Source organism: Microcoleus sp. LAD1_D5, assembly GCF_036702115.1.
Lineage (GTDB): Bacteria > Cyanobacteriota > Cyanobacteriia > Cyanobacteriales > Microcoleaceae > Microcoleus.
On sequence record NZ_JAUBSA010000073.1, the window covers coordinates 1 to 18752 of the forward strand.

The 18752-nt window shown below is 45.1% G+C and carries 13 protein-coding genes; 5 read left to right on the top strand and 8 right to left on the bottom strand.

Annotation, left to right across the window (positions count from 1 at the left end; genetic code table 11):
* The coding region (locus QUA70_RS23305; RefSeq protein WP_333410693.1) for an IS630 family transposase at positions 1–680 on the top strand (680 nt) is incomplete at its 5' end.
* Positions 681–692: 12 nt separating this feature from the next.
* Here QUA70_RS23305 and QUA70_RS23310 read toward each other — a convergent pair.
* The 6 genes from QUA70_RS23310 to QUA70_RS23335 form a co-directional block, all read right to left on the bottom strand.
* Positions 693–842, bottom strand: a complete 150-nt coding sequence (locus tag QUA70_RS23310; protein WP_333350208.1) for a hypothetical protein — start codon at positions 840–842, stop codon at positions 693–695.
* Positions 843–1198: 356 nt separating this feature from the next.
* Positions 1199–4423: an efflux RND transporter permease subunit gene (locus QUA70_RS23315; protein ID WP_333350210.1), complete on the bottom strand. Its 3225-nt coding sequence runs from the start codon at positions 4421–4423 to the stop codon at positions 1199–1201.
* A 656-nt stretch (positions 4424–5079) separates the two neighbouring features.
* Positions 5080–6024, bottom strand: a complete 945-nt coding sequence (locus tag QUA70_RS23320; RefSeq protein WP_333350212.1) for a GDP-L-fucose synthase — start codon at positions 6022–6024, stop codon at positions 5080–5082.
* A gap of 406 nt (positions 6025–6430) precedes the next feature.
* On the bottom strand, positions 6431–7462 hold the full coding sequence (gmd, locus tag QUA70_RS23325) for a GDP-mannose 4,6-dehydratase (protein ID WP_333324301.1): 1032 nt from the start codon (positions 7460–7462) through the stop codon (positions 6431–6433).
* 445 nt (positions 7463–7907) lie between these two features.
* Positions 7908–8639 (bottom strand): sugar transferase, encoded by a 732-nt coding sequence (locus QUA70_RS23330; protein ID WP_006631924.1) that lies wholly within the window; start codon positions 8637–8639, stop codon positions 7908–7910.
* Positions 8640–8882: 243 nt separating this feature from the next.
* Entirely contained in the window at positions 8883–10049 is a 1167-nt protein-coding gene (locus tag QUA70_RS23335; RefSeq protein ID WP_333350214.1) for a glycosyltransferase, read from the bottom strand.
* 301 nt (positions 10050–10350) lie between these two features.
* On the opposite strand from QUA70_RS23335, the gene QUA70_RS23340 reads away from it, so the two are divergent.
* Positions 10351–12438 (top strand): iron uptake porin, encoded by a 2088-nt coding sequence (locus QUA70_RS23340; protein WP_333350216.1) that lies wholly within the window; start codon positions 10351–10353, stop codon positions 12436–12438.
* A 467-nt stretch (positions 12439–12905) separates the two neighbouring features.
* On the opposite strand, the gene QUA70_RS23345 is transcribed toward QUA70_RS23340, so the two are convergent.
* Entirely contained in the window at positions 12906–14720 is a 1815-nt protein-coding gene (locus QUA70_RS23345; protein ID WP_333350218.1) for an NFACT RNA binding domain-containing protein, read from the bottom strand.
* A gap of 316 nt (positions 14721–15036) precedes the next feature.
* On the opposite strand from QUA70_RS23345, the gene QUA70_RS23350 reads away from it, so the two are divergent.
* Positions 15037–15624, top strand: a complete 588-nt coding sequence (locus tag QUA70_RS23350) for a hypothetical protein (RefSeq protein WP_333350220.1) — start codon at positions 15037–15039, stop codon at positions 15622–15624.
* 170 nt (positions 15625–15794) lie between these two features.
* Here QUA70_RS23350 and QUA70_RS23355 read toward each other — a convergent pair whose 3' ends face one another.
* Complete coding sequence (locus tag QUA70_RS23355; RefSeq protein WP_333350221.1) at positions 15795–15983, bottom strand: tetratricopeptide repeat protein; 189 nt, start codon at positions 15981–15983, stop codon at positions 15795–15797.
* Positions 15984–16272: 289 nt separating this feature from the next.
* On the opposite strand from QUA70_RS23355, the gene QUA70_RS23360 reads away from it, so the two are divergent.
* Both QUA70_RS23360 and QUA70_RS23365 read left to right on the top strand, forming a co-directional pair.
* Complete coding sequence (locus QUA70_RS23360) at positions 16273–17670, top strand: AAA family ATPase (RefSeq protein ID WP_333350223.1); 1398 nt, start codon at positions 16273–16275, stop codon at positions 17668–17670.
* Positions 17660–18562, top strand: a complete 903-nt coding sequence (locus QUA70_RS23365; protein ID WP_333350225.1) for a DUF4435 domain-containing protein — start codon at positions 17660–17662, stop codon at positions 18560–18562. Before QUA70_RS23360 ends, QUA70_RS23365 begins: the two co-directional genes overlap by 11 nt.
* Positions 18563–18752 lie beyond the last annotated feature (190 nt).

Genomic DNA, 18752 nt, shown 5'->3' on the forward strand with positions numbered 1-18752 from the left:
GGGCTAAGTATAGTTTGGAGTCAAAGAGAAATCCCGAAAAAAGAACAGCGTTTAAAATAAAGATAGCCGAATATTTAAAAACAGAAAAAGAATCGCCAGAACGTTTACAGGTATGGTTTTGGGACGAGAGTGGATTTAGTTTAAGAGTCACCAGAAGAAAGAACTGGTGTAAGAAAGGCAGCCGAAAAAAGGTCCGAGGAGACCGAAAGAAAGGCAGAGTTAATGTAATGGGAGGAGTGAGGAATTCCGACAAAAAAAGGTGGGTAGAGTTTCTCAAGAAAGGCAATTCATATAATTTTTATCAAGTGCTAAAACTCTTTTATGAAGAGCTAATCAATGAATGGGTATCAGCAGGTAATCAAGCCTCAGAATTTGCTGAAAAAGGAGCGAAAATAGTGATAGTTCTTGATCATGCTAGTTTTCATAAAAAAGAAGAGTACCTCAAAATAATTGAAACAGAAATGCCTAATCTTCATTTAGAATTCCTCCCCGAATACAGCCCCGACTATAACTTAATTGAATTAGTATGGCATTCGGCAAAAGAATATATTGCCAATCGACTTTTTACATCTATTGAAGAGCTAGAGTATTTATTGCACCGCCTCTTAAATGAAGGGCAATTAATAATTAAATGGGGTCGCAAAATCAAAAATAAGGGCAATGCTTGTATCACAGTTTAAATGTGCAACAGCTTATTCGTATTTTGGCGACAAGTTGCGATCGACTAAAGTGACTTTTTTGTGATCGCCAGTGACAATCGTCGCCCACTCGGAATTAATGGGTTGATTTATATATGAGAACGACCACTCAATTTGTTTTTCATGTTTTGGTAAAATTAGCATAAAGATATTTCAGCGTAAATAAGCTCTATTTTAACTGAAATCTTGCAGCATTTATCGTAGGGTGCGTCAGTCGGGAATTTCTTTGGGGAGTCAGAGACTGTTTACTGACGCACCTTACCGACTAATTATCGGCGCGTCAACTTAACATCAAATGCAGTACCAGTATTGTTGGTAAGTCCGACAGCCCGACAGGGAATGAATTCCCTGTCTCATAGCAAAAGTCCTCTAAAAGAGGACTGAAATCGATAAGGCTTTCCCTCACAATCAGCAGTCGGTTTTAACCGACTTTCGCTATGAGGCAGGGGTTTAAACCCCTGCCGGATTGCGGGAAAGTGCGTATTTGCTGACCCTACATTTTACAAATTCGGAGTCTTTCTCCCCACCTTCTGCACAGGAATAGCAACCGCCTGCGGTTTCTTATTCCCTGCAAACATCCCGAAGAAATCGTGCAGCAAAATGTAAAAACACGGAATAATAAACAGCGTCAGCAGCGTCGCCAGCGACAAACCGGAAAACACCACCACACCCAGCGGTTGCAAGAATTCCGAACCGTCTCCAATGCCCAAAGCTAGGGGAAACAAACCCAAAACTGTGGTAATAGTTGTCATCAAAATCGGACGCAAGCGCTGAGGTGCCGCCCTGAGAATTGCTGTGGCGCGATCGACCTTTTCATCTTCCTGAATTTGGTTCGCCAACTCCACCATAATAATCGCATTATTTACCACAATTCCCACCAGCAAAATCGCCCCCACAATCACCGTTGCGCCGATCGCAGTTTTAGTCGCATACAACCCAAAAATCCCCCCAGCCAAAGCCAGCGGCACCGTCAGCATAATCACCAGCGGATCGACAAGCGAATTGTACTGCACTGCCATCACCACAAATACCAAAAACGCCGCCAAAGATCCCAAAACAATGAGCGAACTTTGCAATTCCCGGTTAGTTTCCGCCGCCGAACTAGGTATCACTCGCACTCCCGGCGGCAATTTGATTTCCGATAAAACTGCATCCACTTGTTTTAAAGCATCGCCCAAACTCGCGCCCTTATTAATATTCCCAGCAATCATGAAAACTTGGCGCTGGTTAAGCCTTTGAATTTCCCCAGGCGCTTTTCCCAGTTCAATATTCGCCACATCGCTCAAGCGGATAATGCTGTTATCCCTAGCAGTTAAAGGGATAAATTTTAGTGCGGAAATCGATTGGACAGCAGCGCGATCGAACTGTACCCGGACATCAACCAAACGGTTTCCCCGCTGCAATTGCGTAGGGACAGAACCTTGAATTGCTGTCTGAATCGCCTCTCCAATTTGCCTCGCATTCAACCCGTAGATTTCTGCTTGTTCCCAGTTGGGGCGAATCTGCACTTCCGTTTGCTGGGGGTCTGCATCCGGGCGAAAAGTAGCTAAATTTACCTTCTGATCCAAAGTTGCCAATATCTCGCGGCCGGCTTGCTGCAATATTTGTTCGTTTTCGCCCTGAAGCAGGACATCAACTTCAGCGCCGCGGACTGGCGAATTAGTTAAAACCAAACCCCGCACATTTTCTGGATTCAGACGCAAACGAGTATTTTTAGGCAAGTCAATTTTTTGATTCAATTCTTGCGTAACTCGCTGCACAAAATCCAATGTATTGGTGCCAGGTTTCAGCGTAATGTTGCAGCCGCCGCGCAGCACATTCTCAACCGTATTGTTGCCGAACAACAGCCCGCCCACGGTCGTCAAAGTGTATTGAGTTTCTGGTTGGCTGAGGATAATTTTATCCGCTTCTGCCATGATCCTTTGGTTTGTTGCCAAATTTGTGCCGGCAGGAAACAAAGCAAACAATCTCGCTTGACCGGTATTAATTCTGGGCAATATTTCCTGGGGAATTTGACCAGCCATCAGCCAACTGCCGCCGCCCAATCCAATAATCGCTACTGCAATGATAATCAACCGCCACCGCACTATGCCCGATAAAAATTTACCGTAACCGGCGGTAGCATTGGTAAAAGCTCGATCGAATGCGCGCAGCGGCCAAAAGTTGCTCAAACCGCTGGATACCCGCAGCGCTAGCAGCCGAGAAGCCATCATCGGTACAACTGTCAATCCGACAATCAGAGAGGCGGCGACGGAAAAGGTGATGGTGAGAATTAATTCGTTGAAAAGTAAGGAAACTAAGCCGCCGATGAGCAAAAATGGCAGTACGGCAACTAAGTTAGTGATGGTGGAAGCAAATAAAGCGGATTCTAATTCTTGGCTACTTTTTTCTGCTTGCTGCATCAACTGCTTGTTACTGAAGCGCTGACCGTTGGCACTTTTTTTATTGCTGGTTCCTTCGACAATATTCTCCAGCATCACGATCGAGTTATCGACCACAATTCCCACACCCAGCGCCAAACCGCCCAAACTGAAAACGTTCAGAGATAGGCCAAAAACTCCCATCAGGATAATCGCCATTAAAGTTGCGAGGGGAATTGCTAGGACAATAATCAAAGTTTGGCGAAGGGAAGCGAGGAACAGCAATACAGATGCCCCGGCTAAAACAGCCCCGGTTAAACCGGAAAATAGGACATTGCTAATAGAATCGCGGATGAACTTAGACTCGTCGAAGGTATTGACAATAGTCGTGCCTTCGGGAATGACCCCGGATTCTTTTAATTCTTCTAGCCGCTTTTTGATGCCGTCTACAACTGAGATTGTATTCGCGTCCGGCTGCTTTTGAATGCTAATTTTTACGGCTGATTTCTGATTGAGAAATACTTTGACTCGCTCTTCTTCTGTACCGTCAATTACCTGAGCAAAGTCACGCAAAAAAACTCGTTTGGGCGGATTAGAACCCGATGCTTGAAAAGAAATTGCCTGAATTTCTTTGGCGTTCTTAAATCGCCCGACGGTACGGGTTAAAGGTTCCGCTGCTTCTTGCCGCAGCCGCCCGCCGGAAGTGTCCAGGTTGCGGGATTCGAGCGCTGATAAAACGTCGGAAATACTGACACCTAAAGATTGCAAGCGATTTAAGTCAATATTTACTTGAATTTCTTCTTGCACGCCGCCGGCAACGTCAACTGCCGCTATTCCTGGAATTACGTTTAATTCTCTGGATAATTCTTCGTCGGCAAATACGCGCAAATCCACTCCTTGCAAGGAGTTGGAAGTGAGGGCAAATTCGTAAATCGGCTGCTGGGAAGGGTCAACTTTGAAGAGAGTGGGCGATTCAACTGTATCGGGAAGTCGGTTGCGGATGCGGTTGACAGCGGCGGTGGCGTCGTTGAGGGCCTGGTCGATGTTGCCCCCGGGTTTGAAGAATAAATCGACGCTGACTTGTCCTTCGCGAGTGCGGGAGAAAACTTGCATGACGCCTTCAGTGGCGGAAAGTCCTTGTTCGAGGGGGCGGGTAACTTCGTCTATTGCTACTTCTGGGGAGACGCCGGGGGCGTCTAAGCGCACGCCGATGCGGGGATAGGTGATGGAGGGCAGCAAGTCAACGGGCAGTTGGGTGATGTAGAAAAAGCCCACGATTATGATAGCAAGTGTCAGCATGAGGGTGCCGATGTGACGACGAATGGCGATCGCGCTAATGCTAAATCCGGTTTTGTCGGCTGTCATTTGATTTTAGATTTTAGATTTTAGATTTTAGATTGGAAAGTTTACCGAGTCAGTCAGACTAATTCTAGTAGGGTGCGTCAGTCTTGAATTTCTATCGGGGGTGACAGAATATCTACTGACGCACCTTACGAGGAGTATAATAAATCTTAATAAAATTTCCCAAAAATTTTTGTGAATATTTCTTTAGAGGTAGTCGATCGCCCAAAATGCAGATTGACCGAAATTGCGATCGGCTTTTTTATCATCGATCGAAAGCAATTGCGATTTACCGCTATCGTGGGGGTGGGTTTACTATATTGTTGGTCTTACCCACAGATTGGTTGTAAAACCCGCCCCTCCCTTCTTATTCGGCGTTGCTGATTTACGGTATGAAAGGCTAAATATGCCGGGTCTGCCGTACTTAGTGTGCTAATTTATCGGAAATTAAGGGCATAAATTTTTACACAGCAAGGGTTTCCGGTCTTACCTTAGTTAATTTGGAGCCATTTTTTCCTTCGATTCATACATAGCTTGAGTTTTAACTACTTCAGCTACTCGTTTGGCACACTAAATAAGGAAGAGCCTGCTTTACTAAACAGTTCTTTCTGCTGATTTACTGCCATTCACCACCTTTCCTAAAAAAACCCGGTTTCATGAAAAAACCGGGTTTTTCACACTCAAATTGCGTGTTTTCGATACCAATCAATCGTATTTTTCAATCCTTCCTTAAACTTCACTTCGGCAACAAAACCAAACTTTTCCTTAGCCCTTTGGGTATCCAAACAGCGGCGTGGCTGACCGTTCGGTTTGTCTATTTCCCAGACAATTTCTCCCTCAAATCCCATCAATTCGCAAATCGTTTCCACTAAATCGCGAATTTGAACTTCGCTATTCGTTCCCAAATTAACCGGGTCAGATTCACTGTAAGATTGAGCCGCCATCACAATTCCCCGCGCGGCATCTGTGGAATACAAAAACTCGCGGCTAGGGCTGCCGTCGCCCCAAACTGGCAGTGTTTTGTCTCCCCTTTCTTGCGCTTCGTAGACTTTCCGAATTAATGCGGGGATGACGTGGGAACTTTTCGGGTCAAAGTTATCTTCCGGGCCGTACAGATTGACTGGTAGCAAGTAGATACCGTTGAATCCGTACTGCTGGCGGTAGGATTGCAGTTGCACTAATAAGGCTTTTTTGGCAATTCCGTAAGGTGCGTTAGTTACCTCTGGATAGCCGTTCCAGAGGTCGTCTTCTTTGAAAGGAACTGGGGTTAAATTGGGATAAGCGCAAATGGTGCCGACGCAGACAAATTTTTCGACTCCTGCTTCGTAGGCGGCGTGGATTAGTTGCGCGCCCATCATCAAATTATCGTAAAATAATTCAGCGGGTTTGACTAGGTTTAAGCCGATGCCGCCGACGTGGGCGGCGAGGTGAATGATGATATCTTGTTTGTCGGCGGCGCGCTTGCAGTTTTCCATAACGCGGAGGTCGCACTCGCGCGATCTAGTCACGGCAATTTTATCAGCATCGGCCCCTGCTTTCACTAGCTGGTCGATTACCTGACGGCCCAAGAAACCGGCGCCGCCCGTGACTAGAATGCGTTTGCTGCTTAAATCCAAGCTTGTCATAATTTTAGCCTCGGAATTTTGAATAAAGGTCGATCGACAATTTCAATTCTAAAATTGTTGCTTTAGCAAAAAAAGCTTTCAGCTACAGGATGAGGTTGCCCAGAAATTTGTTTTAGCTGCTGCAGATCGGGACAATTTGCTCCGTGTACACCCGAAAGTTAGATTTATGAGTAGCGAGTCCTCAACTATCATTTTAATGTTTTTTTTAGCCCGCACAGGCGAAAATTTTGCGAGCAGCAATTAAGCGGGCTCTTTGAATGCCGATCCTGTTAATAGCTGTAACCATCCTCTGATCAGTTGTGAACTGTTTGCAGGGGCTATGCCCCGGTGTGCGCCTTTCGCCACAGGGGTATACACGGGGCCCTACCCCTACAAATTGTTCGCCCTGACGGCTTGGTTTAGCGACTTAATCAAATCCGTTGCCCGAACCCCGACCTTGCTGGTCTAAAGCTTTCATGTCAGCATCTACCATTAAATGTACTAACTCCTGAAAAGTTACAGAAGGTTCCCAATTTAATTGCTGGCGCGCCTTAGTCGAATCGCCTATCAACAGTTCGACTTCGGCCGGCCGCAAGTAGCGTTCGTCAAACTCCACATATTTTTGCCAATCTAAATTGACGTAAGTAAAAGCCAAATCGAGAAATTCCTTAATAGAATGGGTCTCGTTGGTAGCAATGACATAATCGTCAGGCTTGTCTTGTTGCAGCATCAGCCACATCGCCCGCACGTAGTCTTTAGCATAGCCCCAGTCCCGCTTAGAATCGAGATTGCCCAAGTAAATCTTTTTCTGCTTGCCGGCGACTATTCTGGCAACGGCGCGAGTAATTTTGCGAGTTACAAAAGTTTCGCCACGGCGGGGAGATTCGTGATTGAACAAGATGCCGTTGCAGGCAAAAAGTCCGTAAGATTCGCGATAATTTATTGTTTGCCAGTGCCCATAAACTTTGGCGCAGGCGTAAGGACTTCTGGGATAAAAAGGAGTTGTTTCCTTCTGCGGAACTTCCTGCACCAACCCAAACATTTCCGAAGAACCTGCTTGATAGAACCGCACTTCTATGCCGGTGCGGTGCTGATAGTCCCGAATTGCTTCTAGCAGCCGCAATACTCCCATCCCTACTGTGTCAACAGTATATTCCGGCGAGTCAAAACTGACTCGAACGTGAGATTGAGCGCCTAAGTTATAAATTTCTACCGGCTGAACTTCTTCCAATATCCGGCGGAGAGTGGTGCCGTCCGTCAAGTCGCCGTAGTGTAGAAACAGGCGCGCACCCTCGCTGTGAGGATCGACATAGATGTGGTCAATTCGATCGGTATTGAAACTAGAACTGCGCCGGATAATGCCGTGAACTTCATATCCTTTCTCTAACAGTAATTCGCTCAAGTAGGAGCCGTCTTGACCTGTAATACCTGTTATTAGCGCTCGCTTACGTTGCGTCATCTGATTTTCCTTTGACAGGCTGTGTTAATTCACAATAATTTTTTTGGCAGAGGCTGTTGCTCCCTGCCGGCCGTATTCTCAAACTGCTTTATAAAACTTACTCAAACTTAACTTTAGTTGCCTAAAGCCTGTTGAAGTTTACTTCCTACGCTGTTGGGTAGTGGGCTATCCCAAGATAAGTAGGCTATCCCCCTTAAGCCAAAGGTTATAGAGTTAAGTTTAACACCTAAACCTAAAGTAGTCTATCTAGAAGAACTGATCTTTCTAGATGAATAAGAGGTAGGTTTATTTAAGTATTTGCCCCTTTAGTTAAGCTCACAATTCTTGGCTCGGCATCCAGGAACTGTTTAGTTTTGACAAAGAGTTTGTCGCTTGCTGTCAGTAGTCAGCATCAGTGGTCAGTAACAAATAAAACTAACTACCGATTGCTGACTGCGGACAAAAATTAATATGCGCCGTTATTTTTGGGAAAAATCACAACTCCAATTGTTTTGAAAACAATCCACATATCCATCCAAAGGTTTTTGTCATTTGCGTAATAGAGGTCGATTTGGACTCGGCGGGGATAGGGAATGTCGTTACGACCAGACACTTGCCACAAGCCTGTAATTCCAGGTCTTATGGTGAGAATTTTGTTGATGTGACGGCCGTATCTCGGCAGTTCTTCTTCAACTAAAGGTCTGGGTCCGACGACACTCATATCTCCTTTTAAAACATTCCAAAACTGGGGAAACTCGTCTAAACTGGTCATTCGTAAAAATCTTCCAATCCAGGTAATTCGAGGGTCTTGTTTCAGCTTGAAATTGTCCTCAAACTCTTGACGCAAATGCGGAGAATTTTCCATGATTTCCAGCAATATATCGTCCGCATTTTCCACCATCGTTCTGAATTTAAGGCAATAAAACCTTTTACGGTTTTTGCCTACTCGTTCCTGTACGTAAAAAATAGGACCGGGCGAGCTTAAGGCGATTAAGAAAGCCAAAAGCAGGTAAACCGGAGCAAACAGGATCAGAACCGATAAGGAAAACAGGATGTCAAATAACCGCTTGAAAAGTTCTCCGTCGAGGTTCTGTAGAGAACGACTTATGCGTCTATCTCCTTGCAGGACAGACCCAAAACCGCGTCTTGCGATCGCTCGAATTACCTTGCCGGAGATTAGTTGGCTGTCGGCAGTCATCTTACTCCTTCACTTCACACCACACACAGTCCTGATCATAAAGCCTCAAGACGCTTTGTTCTCTGAATTATGTTTCCAATACTCAATTTTCTGCCTTCAGAAGGCTTCAAAAGGCAGAAAGAAGAAGGAAGAGGGCTTCTGGCGGCAGAAGGAAGAAGGCACAAGGCACTTATCCAGAGGTCTTCTGAAGGCACTTATACAAAGGCAGAAGGAAGATTGTCCCGCTATGGGGCTCTGGCACTCTCAAGCCCCAGACTCGGTAAAATCACGGGAGTGAAATTCCTGATAGCAGCGTTCCACAAAAGTTAGATAGTGCTGCCCAAAAACTTCGGGGGCAAACTGTTCAGCGCGCAACCTGCAGATTTCTGGCCGAAATTTGCCTTGCAACTGCTCAAATTCCTCGACAGCTTCGACTAATGCTGCTGCGGTTTGCGAGGAAAAAAATAAACCAGTCCCTGTCTCTGGGTGTTGGCGAATGTCGAGGACTGTCTCCAAAGCGCCCCCTGCTGCATAGGAAATTACCGGCGTTCCGCAAGCTTGAGCCTCTACCAAAGCTATGCCAAAATCTTCGCAAGCTGCATATACAAAGGCTTTCGCCTCTGCCATGTACTTTTCAACTATGGAGGCGGGCTGCCAGCCGAGCACTTGCACGTTGGGTTTGGCGATTTGCCGAATCATTTCTAATTCTGGCCCGGTGCCGATGACAATTAGAGTATGCCCGAGTTGATTGAATGCTTGGACGATCGCACTTACGTTTTTGTAACTTACCAACCGACAAACTGTGACGTAAAAGTCTTGTTTTTGCCGCAACGCCGAAAATCGCTCGATGTTTACCGGCGGATAAATCACCTGGGCCCGCCGCCGGTAGCACCGCCAAATTCGGCGCGCAGTGTGTTGAGAGTTAGCGATGAAATAATCAACGCGATTGGCGGAAATTACGTCCCACTGTCGCAGTCGATGCAACAAATATCGCGTCAGCAGACCCTGGATGCCGCGTCCGGCTTTGCTGCTACGCAAATAGTCAAAAGTTAAGTCCCAAGCGTAGCGCATGGGAGTGTGGCAGTAGCAGACGTGCAGTTGCTGGGGACTGGTGAGGATGCCTTTGGCGACGGCATGGGATGATGAGAGGATGATGTCGTATTCTCGCAGATCTAGTTGTTCGATCGCGATCGGCAGAAATGGCAGATATTTTTGGACGCCACTGCGGGCTGCGGGAAAGTGCTGCAAAAATGTTGTGCCAATCTGTCGCCCGAAAAGATAGCTTTCGGGATTGGCCGATTCAAAGTCGATGAGGGCATAGACATCTGCCTCGTCTACGTGTTTGAGGATTTCCTGTACTACGAGTTCTGAACCGCCAGTAGCTAAGGGCGTCAACCATTCGTGAACTAGGGCGTATTTGAGTTTTTTCACTTGTATTTGTAGCCGATCAAACGATTTGTTAGCGCCAGTGCTGTCAATATTAGTCTTACTGAGGGATAACTTACGCAATATCCCGCCATCAACCAGGTTTCTATGTAGGTATTTAGCTCAAACCAAGGATTTTGGGAATAAACGGAGTTTTTGTCAAATCAGCCACAGCCAAACTGCACTCTCCGGCAGTGATTTCCCCGATTGTTGACAAGAAATACTATTAGGCGGAATACTAAAGGTGATTTGCGAGCGCCTAAATCTTGGGAACGGGCGATCGACCGTAATGTGGTGTGAGGAAAAAATGTCCAAATTTTTGTGGAAGGGACTTTTAGTTAGTCCGGGTGTATTGGCAGCAAGTTTAGTCATATCTTCGACGGCGCTAGCAGAGCAACCTGTAGAAATTGCCACGGCAGCTCAAGCTGATAAATTGCAATTAGCAGGTGCTGCAACCGAGGCAGCCAAGTCTGAGACGGCAAAGCCTGAGACAGCCGAACCAGCCTCACTAGCTAGCAAATCAACTGTTGAAACTATTGAGAAAGAAATTGCGAACCTCTACGAGGGCTTCACTAACGATTTGATCGCCCCTGTTGCCGAACAAGCAAAAGCACCGGAAGTTGCAGCAGCAGATTTAGGCGAAACCCAACCCGCAGTAGCGCCCGCAAATTTAAGTCCCGAACAACCTGTCGCAGAGCAAATTCCCGCAGTAGCACCCGCAAACTTAAGCGAAACGCAACCCGCCGTTGCACCGACTAATTTAAACGCCGAAAAATCCGCCCTAGAGCCCGATCAGATTTCGCAATCCACTGATCCAAGTGCCCAACCTCAAGCACAGTCTAATCTTTTAGAACAAATCAACCAATACAGCGCCGAAGACAGTAGCAGCGAAGATGCGGCCGGCCAAGTAACCTCTGTTTCGCAACTTTCCGACGTTCGGCCCACAGATTGGGCGTTCCAAGCTTTGCAATCCCTAGTAGAGCGCTACGGGTGCATAGCTGGCTATCCTGACGGCACTTTTCGCGGCAACCGGGCGATGACTCGCTACGAATTTGCAGCCGGTTTAAATGCGTGTTTGGATAAAGTTACCGAGCTAATTCAAGGCGGTTCCAGAAATCTGGCGACGCGAGAAGATTTGGCTTCTGTGCAAAGGTTGCAAGAAGAATTTGCGGCCGAATTGGCAACTTTGCGCGGCCGCGTCGATGCTTTGGAAGCGCGCGCCTCTGAATTAGAAGCAAATCAGTTTTCGACTACGACTAAACTCAACGGCGAAGTGATATTTGGTTTGGCGGGTATCGCCAGGGGAGATGATGCCGAGGGTCGCGAAGCTGATAAAACCACGGCTTTTGGCAGCAGGGTTCGTATCAATTTCGACACGAGTTTCTCAGGAGAAGATTTGCTGAGAGCTCGATTGCAAGTTTTAAATTTGGGTGCGTTTTCTACGGAAAATACGAAAACCGCTGAAGGGGAATTGCGGTTTAATGTCGGGCCTTTTGGCGAGGCTAACAATATAGTAGCTTTAGATGCGCTGCTTTACCAATTCCCTCTAGGCAACAGAACGACTGTATTTCTAGAAGCCAACGCCGGCGCTGCTGACGATTTTACCAACACTGTCAACCCTTACTTTGACGGAGACGGCAGCTACGGCGCTCTTTCTAACTTCGGTACTCGCAACCCAATTTACTATTTGCTTGGTGGTTCTGGCATCGCTCTGCGGCATGAGTTTGGGGAAAAATTAGAGCTTAGTTTGGGGTATTTGGCCGGCGACCCTGCGAACCCGACGCGGGGTAACGGTTTGTTCAACGGTTCTTACGGCGGTTTGGCTCAGTTGACTTTCAAACCGAGCGACAGCATGGCTTTAGGTTTAACTTACGTTAATTCCTACAACTTAATTACCAATACCGGCAGCAATGCTTCTAATTTTCCGCAGCGTCTCGGTTCCTTCGGGTTCGACAGCGATACCACTCTCCCAGTTTCTAGCAATTCCTACGGCGCGCAAGCTTCGTGGCAGTTGAACCGGAGATTTGCAATTGGCGGTTGGGCGGGTTACACCAACCAGCGCATTTTATCCAACTTGGCTACTCCTACGGGTTCTGTGCAGCGGGGCGATCAAAAAATCTGGAACTGGGCAGTTACTTTGGCTTTTCCCGATTTGTTGAAAGAAGGAAATGTGGCGGGGATTGTGGTAGGTATGGAGCCGCGGGTGACGAGTTCTACTAATCGGACTTTGCCGGAAGATAAGGATACTTCGCTGCACATTGAAGGTTTCTATCAGTTTAAGTTGAGCGATAATATTTCTATCACTCCTGGTCTGATTTGGCTGACTGCTCCTGACCACAATAAGAATAATTCTGATTTGGTGATTGGGGTTGTCAGAACGACGTTTACTTTCTAGGAATAGCCCTTGGGGATTTTAGATTTTAGATTTTAGATTGGTGGTTGTAATCTAAAATCTAAAATCGCCAATCTAAAATCGGTGGGGGCTTGGGTTTAATGTTTCAACAGAAACGACCAGCTTTAGTAAAAGCTGGTCTGCACAAATAGTTAAATCCGTTGTGTTCCCACAGTGTTTTTCTCACAGTGAGGAAACCCAAATTGCACGTTTCTTTGCAAAGGGTTCTAAAAGAAATATCATCTCTCTTAAGTGGTATTATAACAACAAAATTTAATTTTTTGTAATAAAACTTTACATTACAGACGGATTTTAATTTTGAGGGGACGATCGCACTCCCGGTAACTTTGTATAATCAAGCCTGGGTTCAAAAACCCGGTTCCTGCCTAGGTTTATCGCTACCAAACCTTTTATTTTGCCTAAAAACCAGGTTTCGGTTGCCGATCAGCTCTTCACTCACTTTATATAAATCAAGCCGGAGCTTGCTGCGGTCTACCCCAGACAATCCGCTCCTGCTTGTATACAACCATACCCGGTTTTGCACCTTTCGGCTTGTATACATATTTCGGTTCTGTATAAACCACGGGGACTTGTTCGCTGTGGCGGGCGCGACTGTAGTAAGCAGTCATGTCGGCGGCAAATTGCAAATCGGTTTCTTCAGCCACAGTACCGGGTGTGACACGCAGCAAAGCGTGGCTTCCGGGAATCTCTAGGGTGTGGAACCACAAGTCGTAGTCATTGGCGGTGCGAAAAGTGAGTTGGTCGTTTTGGCGATTGTTGCGCCCGATTAATAATTCAAAGCCGCTGGGGGTTTGGTAGCGGTGAAATTCGATCGCAGCATTTTTGTCGGTACTGCGGTAATCTGGTACGTCTAGATATTTTTGCTGGATCAGTTCTTCGCGGATTTCGGCGAGGGTTTGCAAATCTTGGGTGTTGCGGTAGGTTTCCAATACCGAAAGTGCGACTTCCACTTGTTCTAAATAGTCGATTTCTTCCTGTACGGCGGCTAACAAAGGTTCTACTGCAATGCGGGCTCTTTTAAGTTTTTGGTGTTTTTTGTAGAGGGCTTGAGCGTTTTGAACTGCGTTTTTTTCCGGATTTAGGGGAATGATAACTGGTTTCTCGGTTTCAAAGTCAGGGAGAGAAATCGATTTCATTCCTGGTTCCCAATGCTGCAAATTTGCCATCAGCAAGTCGGCTTGGGATTTGTGGGTGTCGGCGTCTGCAGATTGCTGCAAGCGTTCTTTAAATGTGTTGGCTTTGAGGCGCAGTTTTGCCAGGACGTTGTTGAGTTTTTGGGTAAGCTGATGCCGCAGTTGGGCGAATACTTCTTGATTGATTTCGCCTGTGTAGTAGCTGTTAAGTATTTCTTGAACGGAAGAGGAAGGTTCGGCAACGGATTCTGTAACGGATTTAACGGATGTTAGTTCGATGGCAGTCGGAATAAGGGAAGAAGAAGAAGAATAGGAAGAAACAGCGTTATTTTCTGGTGCGGGCCAATCGATGACGGTGTAGCCTTCGGGGGTAAAACTCGGGTGAAATTTGGAGTTTTCTAGGCATTGCAGCCAGTATAGCCAGCGCTGGAATAGTTGCTGCCATTCGTCGGGATTGAGGCTGTCGGTGGATTGTTCGGGGTCTAAAGAAGCCGATCGAATCATTGACAAAACTAAGGCTTTACTCATCCCTCGGTAATTCTTCAACAGATTGCCCTTTAATTGCCCAGGAACCAGGCTAATTCGTGATTGCCAGCGGTTTTGAGATTCACTCAGACTCGGCACTGCATCGGTCAAAGACGGGGGCATTTCGTAGGGTTGCCCGGTTTGGATGGGACGGACGGTGGACTGTTTGGCGCTGACTTGGTGGGCGCAGGTGACAACGAGGTTGTCTTGGGCGGTGAGGATGACGTTGCTGTACTTGCCCATGATTTCGGCGTACAGGTGCCAGAGGGCTGGTTCTCCGGGGCGTTTGGCGAATTGCAAGTCTATGACTCTTTCCCAGGATGAAACAGGGGCGATGGAAACTAAGGCTAAACCGCTGAGTTGGTGCCGCAGTTGTTCGCTGAAGGTGAAGGTATCGGGAATACGGGGCGGGGGGTCGCCTACGCAGATGCGGGCGGCAACAGGATGCCAGGAAAGGTCAATCCAGCCGCGCCCTTTCATGGTGCGGAAGGCCAGGGCCACGGTGAAGCGATCGCGCTGGTAGACTTGTTCTAAGCGCGCTGGCAGCCATTGGGCTCGCAGTTCGCTGCAAGTGGCGGTTAAAGTTGTAAAGTCTACGGGTTGCACGGTGGCCTCTTTGCGATCGAACTCTCTATGTCTATGCTGACAGATTTAGGTCGTATTTGACGGATTGTATCAAAGTTTTGAAACCGGATTTGAAAACCGGGTGAAAATCCGCTGATTGGAAATCCGGGGTGCTAATGTGCGATCGTACCTTTCAAATACAGGACACAATCATGTTGTGTCGCTACCTAATATTATTATCAAACCCCTCTTTTTCCCTCTCCCTCTGCGACCTCTGGCGCTGAAACAGTTCATTTCATCCAAAAAATCCAGTAAAAAGCAAGTCCGCAGCACCTATTGGTATGTTATTGTTAGTTAAATGGAAAACATATCTGTTCTCGAACAAGTCGCTAAATCAAATACTAAACCATCTCCCGCCGCCGTAGTCGCAGCCCTCCTAGAAGCTGAGAAAAAGGCGAAAAAAAATAAAGTTTGCTATTCTTTTGAGCAATTAATCGGCAACTGGCAACTCTGCTTTATCACCGGCACAAAAAAGACTCGACAAAAAGCGGGAATTGTCTTGGGTGCGGGACGTTATATCCCTCAGTGGATTGCGAAAATTCAAATTGCTTATTCGGCAGAACCTGTTGCTGGTGGGGAAGCGGATAGCGAAATCGGCAGGGTGGAGAATTCGGTGCAAGTTGGGGCGATCGCACTAACTCTTTCCGGGCCGACTAAGTTTTTGGTTAATAAAAATATTTTAGCTTTTGATTTTACCAGAATTACGGTGAAAGTGTTGGGTAAAACTGTGTATCAAGGATTTATTCGCGGTGGAGAAGCGCGGGAGGGGGAATTTTTTAGTTTGAGTGTGGGGAAGCAGGCATTTTTTGCATATTTTCTGGTAGAAGATGGGATAGTTGCGGCTAGGGGAAGGGGCGGCGGATTGGCTTTGTGGGGGAGAGTTTAGCGGTTCTTAATTGCCTGAAATATAGCTGGTAATTAACCTTGTTCATTTTTGGGAATTGGCGGGATATTTGTTCTGCTTAGCGGTTTACTTCTGTTGTTTACTGCATCAATATTACTCGAAGTAGTAGCTTCCCGGGCGCGATCGCCCACTGACCGCCAAATTGGTAAAGCTTAGTTAAAGTATTTCAATGCTTCTTGTGGCTGGGAGATACTGTCGTAGACTCTATCAATATTACTCAAAGTATTAGCTTCCCCCGCGCGCTCACCCACTTCCCGGTTGATTGGTAAAGCTTTGTTAAAATATTTCAATGCTTCTTGCGGTTGGGAGATGGTGCCGTACACTAAACCAGTATTATTCACAGTAGCGGAATCCCCCCTGCGATTGCCAAAGGTATTGACCGCGGCTAATCTTGATTGTTAGATCCGCTGTTGGTAAGCAGTTCTAGTATTCCGACTAGGGAATTGACACAGAGCCAAATCATGAACTATATTAGAGACATGGATGCAACAGAAACGCTCTAAGCATGACATCCGGTTACCCACTAGGGTCGAGGAAATTCCGGTAAAGACGTTCTGAATACCAAAATTTATTTTTTGGCGAAGGCTCTTTAAGGAGCTTTTGTTATTTTTAAGATAAGGGTAGAGAATTATGTCGAAACCAGTAACTATTTCTCCTATCGAGAAAACTAATACTCAATCAGCAGAATCTCCTCTCTCGGTAACTCGTATTGAAATCGAAAAGTTGTTCGGGAAATACAGTTATGCTCTTTCAAAGGAAGTAGTAAGTACAGGTTCCTTAAGCTCATTGTTTATTTTATATGGTGATAATGGTTCGGGAAAAACCACTATTCTTAAGCTACTTTTTCATCTTCTTTCTCCTTTTGAAAACAGAGGGCATCGTCCTTTCATAGCGCAAATACCTTTTGCTAAATTTGCTGTTTCGCTAGCTGGTGGAACCGATATAGTAGTTTCTCGTGAAGAAAATGATTTACTTGGATCATTTCAAATTGAACTTCTAGAAAAAGGTAAAAGTGTTTCCCAAGTTAAATATAAAATTAATGAGGGCCGAATACCCCAGGGTAGAGATGGAACTCTTTTAAGAAGGTTATCTGAACTTCAGTTAAGTGTATTTTTTCTGGGTGACGATAGAGTTCTCAACAGCGATGTATTTGAGTCAGAAGAAACAGAACTTCAGCAATTATTTCTTATATCGGAAAATCGTCGTATGGGTCTAGATCCGCGACGGTTTTTAAGAACGTCATCTCAGGTTGCCAATATAGATAGAGATTTTGCATTAAAAACTTCTATAGCCCGTACTGAAAATTGGATTCGAGAGCAAGCATTAAAAGGATCTAATAGAGGGTCTGCCAATGTACATAATCTCTATGAAGAAATTATTTCCCGAATTATTACTTCAGGTGAAATAGTACCGGAAGATCTTCCACATTCATCACAACAATTAATTGAAAAATTAAAAGCAGAAGAAGATAGAAGTAAAGAATTTTCTCACTTTGGTTTGATGTCACCACTAGACACTCAAAACCTAATCAGTACAATTGGCAATAATAATGAAGCAACTCTTCCTATTACTTGGAATGTCTTAAAACCATACCTTGATAGCGTTTCAGCAAGACTAGATGCGTTGCAAGAGACACAAAATTTGTTGAAACTTTTTGTAAGTACAGTTAATAGCTTTTTTAATGATAAAAAGATTGAGTTGCACGTTAGAACCGGGTTGAAGATCGCAACTGAAAATGGTCAGGAGATTTCTCCAGAATCACTTTCATCTGGTGAAAAGCAACTGCTGCTATTGCTTTGTAATACTTTAACTGCAAGAGATAAAGCCACAATTTTTATCATTGATGAACCTGAAATATCTTTAAATATTAAATGGCAGCGGCAACTTATTCGTGTACTCCTTGATTTTACGAAGGGTAGCTTAGTCCAGTTTTTACTTGCTACTCATTCTATTGAGTTGCTAGCTCAATATAGAAGGAATGTAGTCAAGCTACAAGATGTGAGCAACGAGATTGAAAATGGAAGATGAGAAACGCCGTAAATTAGATGAGTTAGTTGCTCGGTATGAGCTTGAACCTAGTTTACATGATGTGTATGTTGAAGGATTAACTGATAAGTCTATCATTCAATGGTTTTTGGATGAGTCTAATTTAGATACAAAAAACTGTGCTGTTTACGAAATTGATACTGTAGATATACCTACTGATCAGCTTTTTGCACTAGGATTAAATGACAGTAATCGTAGTCGAGTGATTTTTTTGGCTTTGCAATTGCAAAGGCTTTTTGAAACAAGCCTTCCTCACGTTGTTTGTATTGCTGACAGAGATTTTGATGACTTAATAGGAAATTCAAGTATAGAATCGGAACTTTTACTATTTACTGACTATACGTCAATTGAAATGTATCTTTTCGATTCTAATATTATTGAAAAATTTTTTAGGTTGGCGTTACATAGAGATGAGATAGCAGCGGTGAATATTCTGAAAAATATTTCCCCTATTCTTGAAGAAATGTTTTTACTTAGAGCTGCTAACGAATCTTTGAGTTATGGAATGGAATGGTTGGCCTTAGAGTCGCTAAAACGCTGCGTTAAGAAACGAAAAGGTGGTTCTATGGAATTTGATTCAACTGCTTTTGTTGATAAATACCTGAATAAAAATAATAGAATTTCAGAGAAGAGTGCTTTTTTAGATAAAGTCAAAGAATTACGAGAAAAAAATATATCGCCAATCAGAAACAAGATACGGGGACATGATTTTATTCAGATTTTTTGCTTGTATCTTGCTCCTGATATTCCAAATAATAAAAAAGCGTTTACTGAACCAGAGATTGCATTTGGTGCTTTGCGATGTTGTTTGGATGTAGAGTATTTGATGCAAGAAAAACTATTTCAAGAACTTACAAGGCGTTTGAGTAAATAAACCTTATAAGAGATTTTCCAAAAACTATGCAATACTAGCGACAGAATGTTGACTTTGTGAAAGAAACCGAATAACCTGAACTCTAGCAAGACTTTTTAGAACTGGTATAAAATATCGCCCTCACTGACAAGACTAAAGCATTTGGACATAAAGCCAGAGGTTTGAAACATAAATTTTCGCCCCTCGGCGT

Bases quoted from the DNA above. Each gene is read 5' to 3' on its own strand.
- QUA70_RS23310 (WP_333350208.1), bottom strand. From the start codon at position 842: ATGCTAATTTTACCAAAACATGAAAAACAAATTGAGTGGTCGTTCTCA.
- QUA70_RS23315 (WP_333350210.1), bottom strand. From the start codon at position 4,423: ATGACAGCCGACAAAACCGGATTTAGCATTAGCGCGATCGCCATTCGT.
- QUA70_RS23320 (WP_333350212.1), bottom strand. From the start codon at position 6,024: ATGACAAGCTTGGATTTAAGCAGCAAACGCATTCTAGTCACGGGCGGC.
- gmd (WP_333324301.1), bottom strand. From the start codon at position 7,462: ATGACGCAACGTAAGCGAGCGCTAATAACAGGTATTACAGGTCAAGAC.
- QUA70_RS23330 (WP_006631924.1), bottom strand. From the start codon at position 8,639: ATGACTGCCGACAGCCAACTAATCTCCGGCAAGGTAATTCGAGCGATC.
- QUA70_RS23340 (WP_333350216.1), top strand. From the start codon at position 10,351: ATGTCCAAATTTTTGTGGAAGGGACTTTTAGTTAGTCCGGGTGTATTG.
- QUA70_RS23350 (WP_333350220.1), top strand. From the start codon at position 15,037: ATGGAAAACATATCTGTTCTCGAACAAGTCGCTAAATCAAATACTAAA.
- QUA70_RS23360 (WP_333350223.1), top strand. From the start codon at position 16,273: ATGTCGAAACCAGTAACTATTTCTCCTATCGAGAAAACTAATACTCAA.
- QUA70_RS23365 (WP_333350225.1), top strand. From the start codon at position 17,660: ATGGAAGATGAGAAACGCCGTAAATTAGATGAGTTAGTTGCTCGGTAT.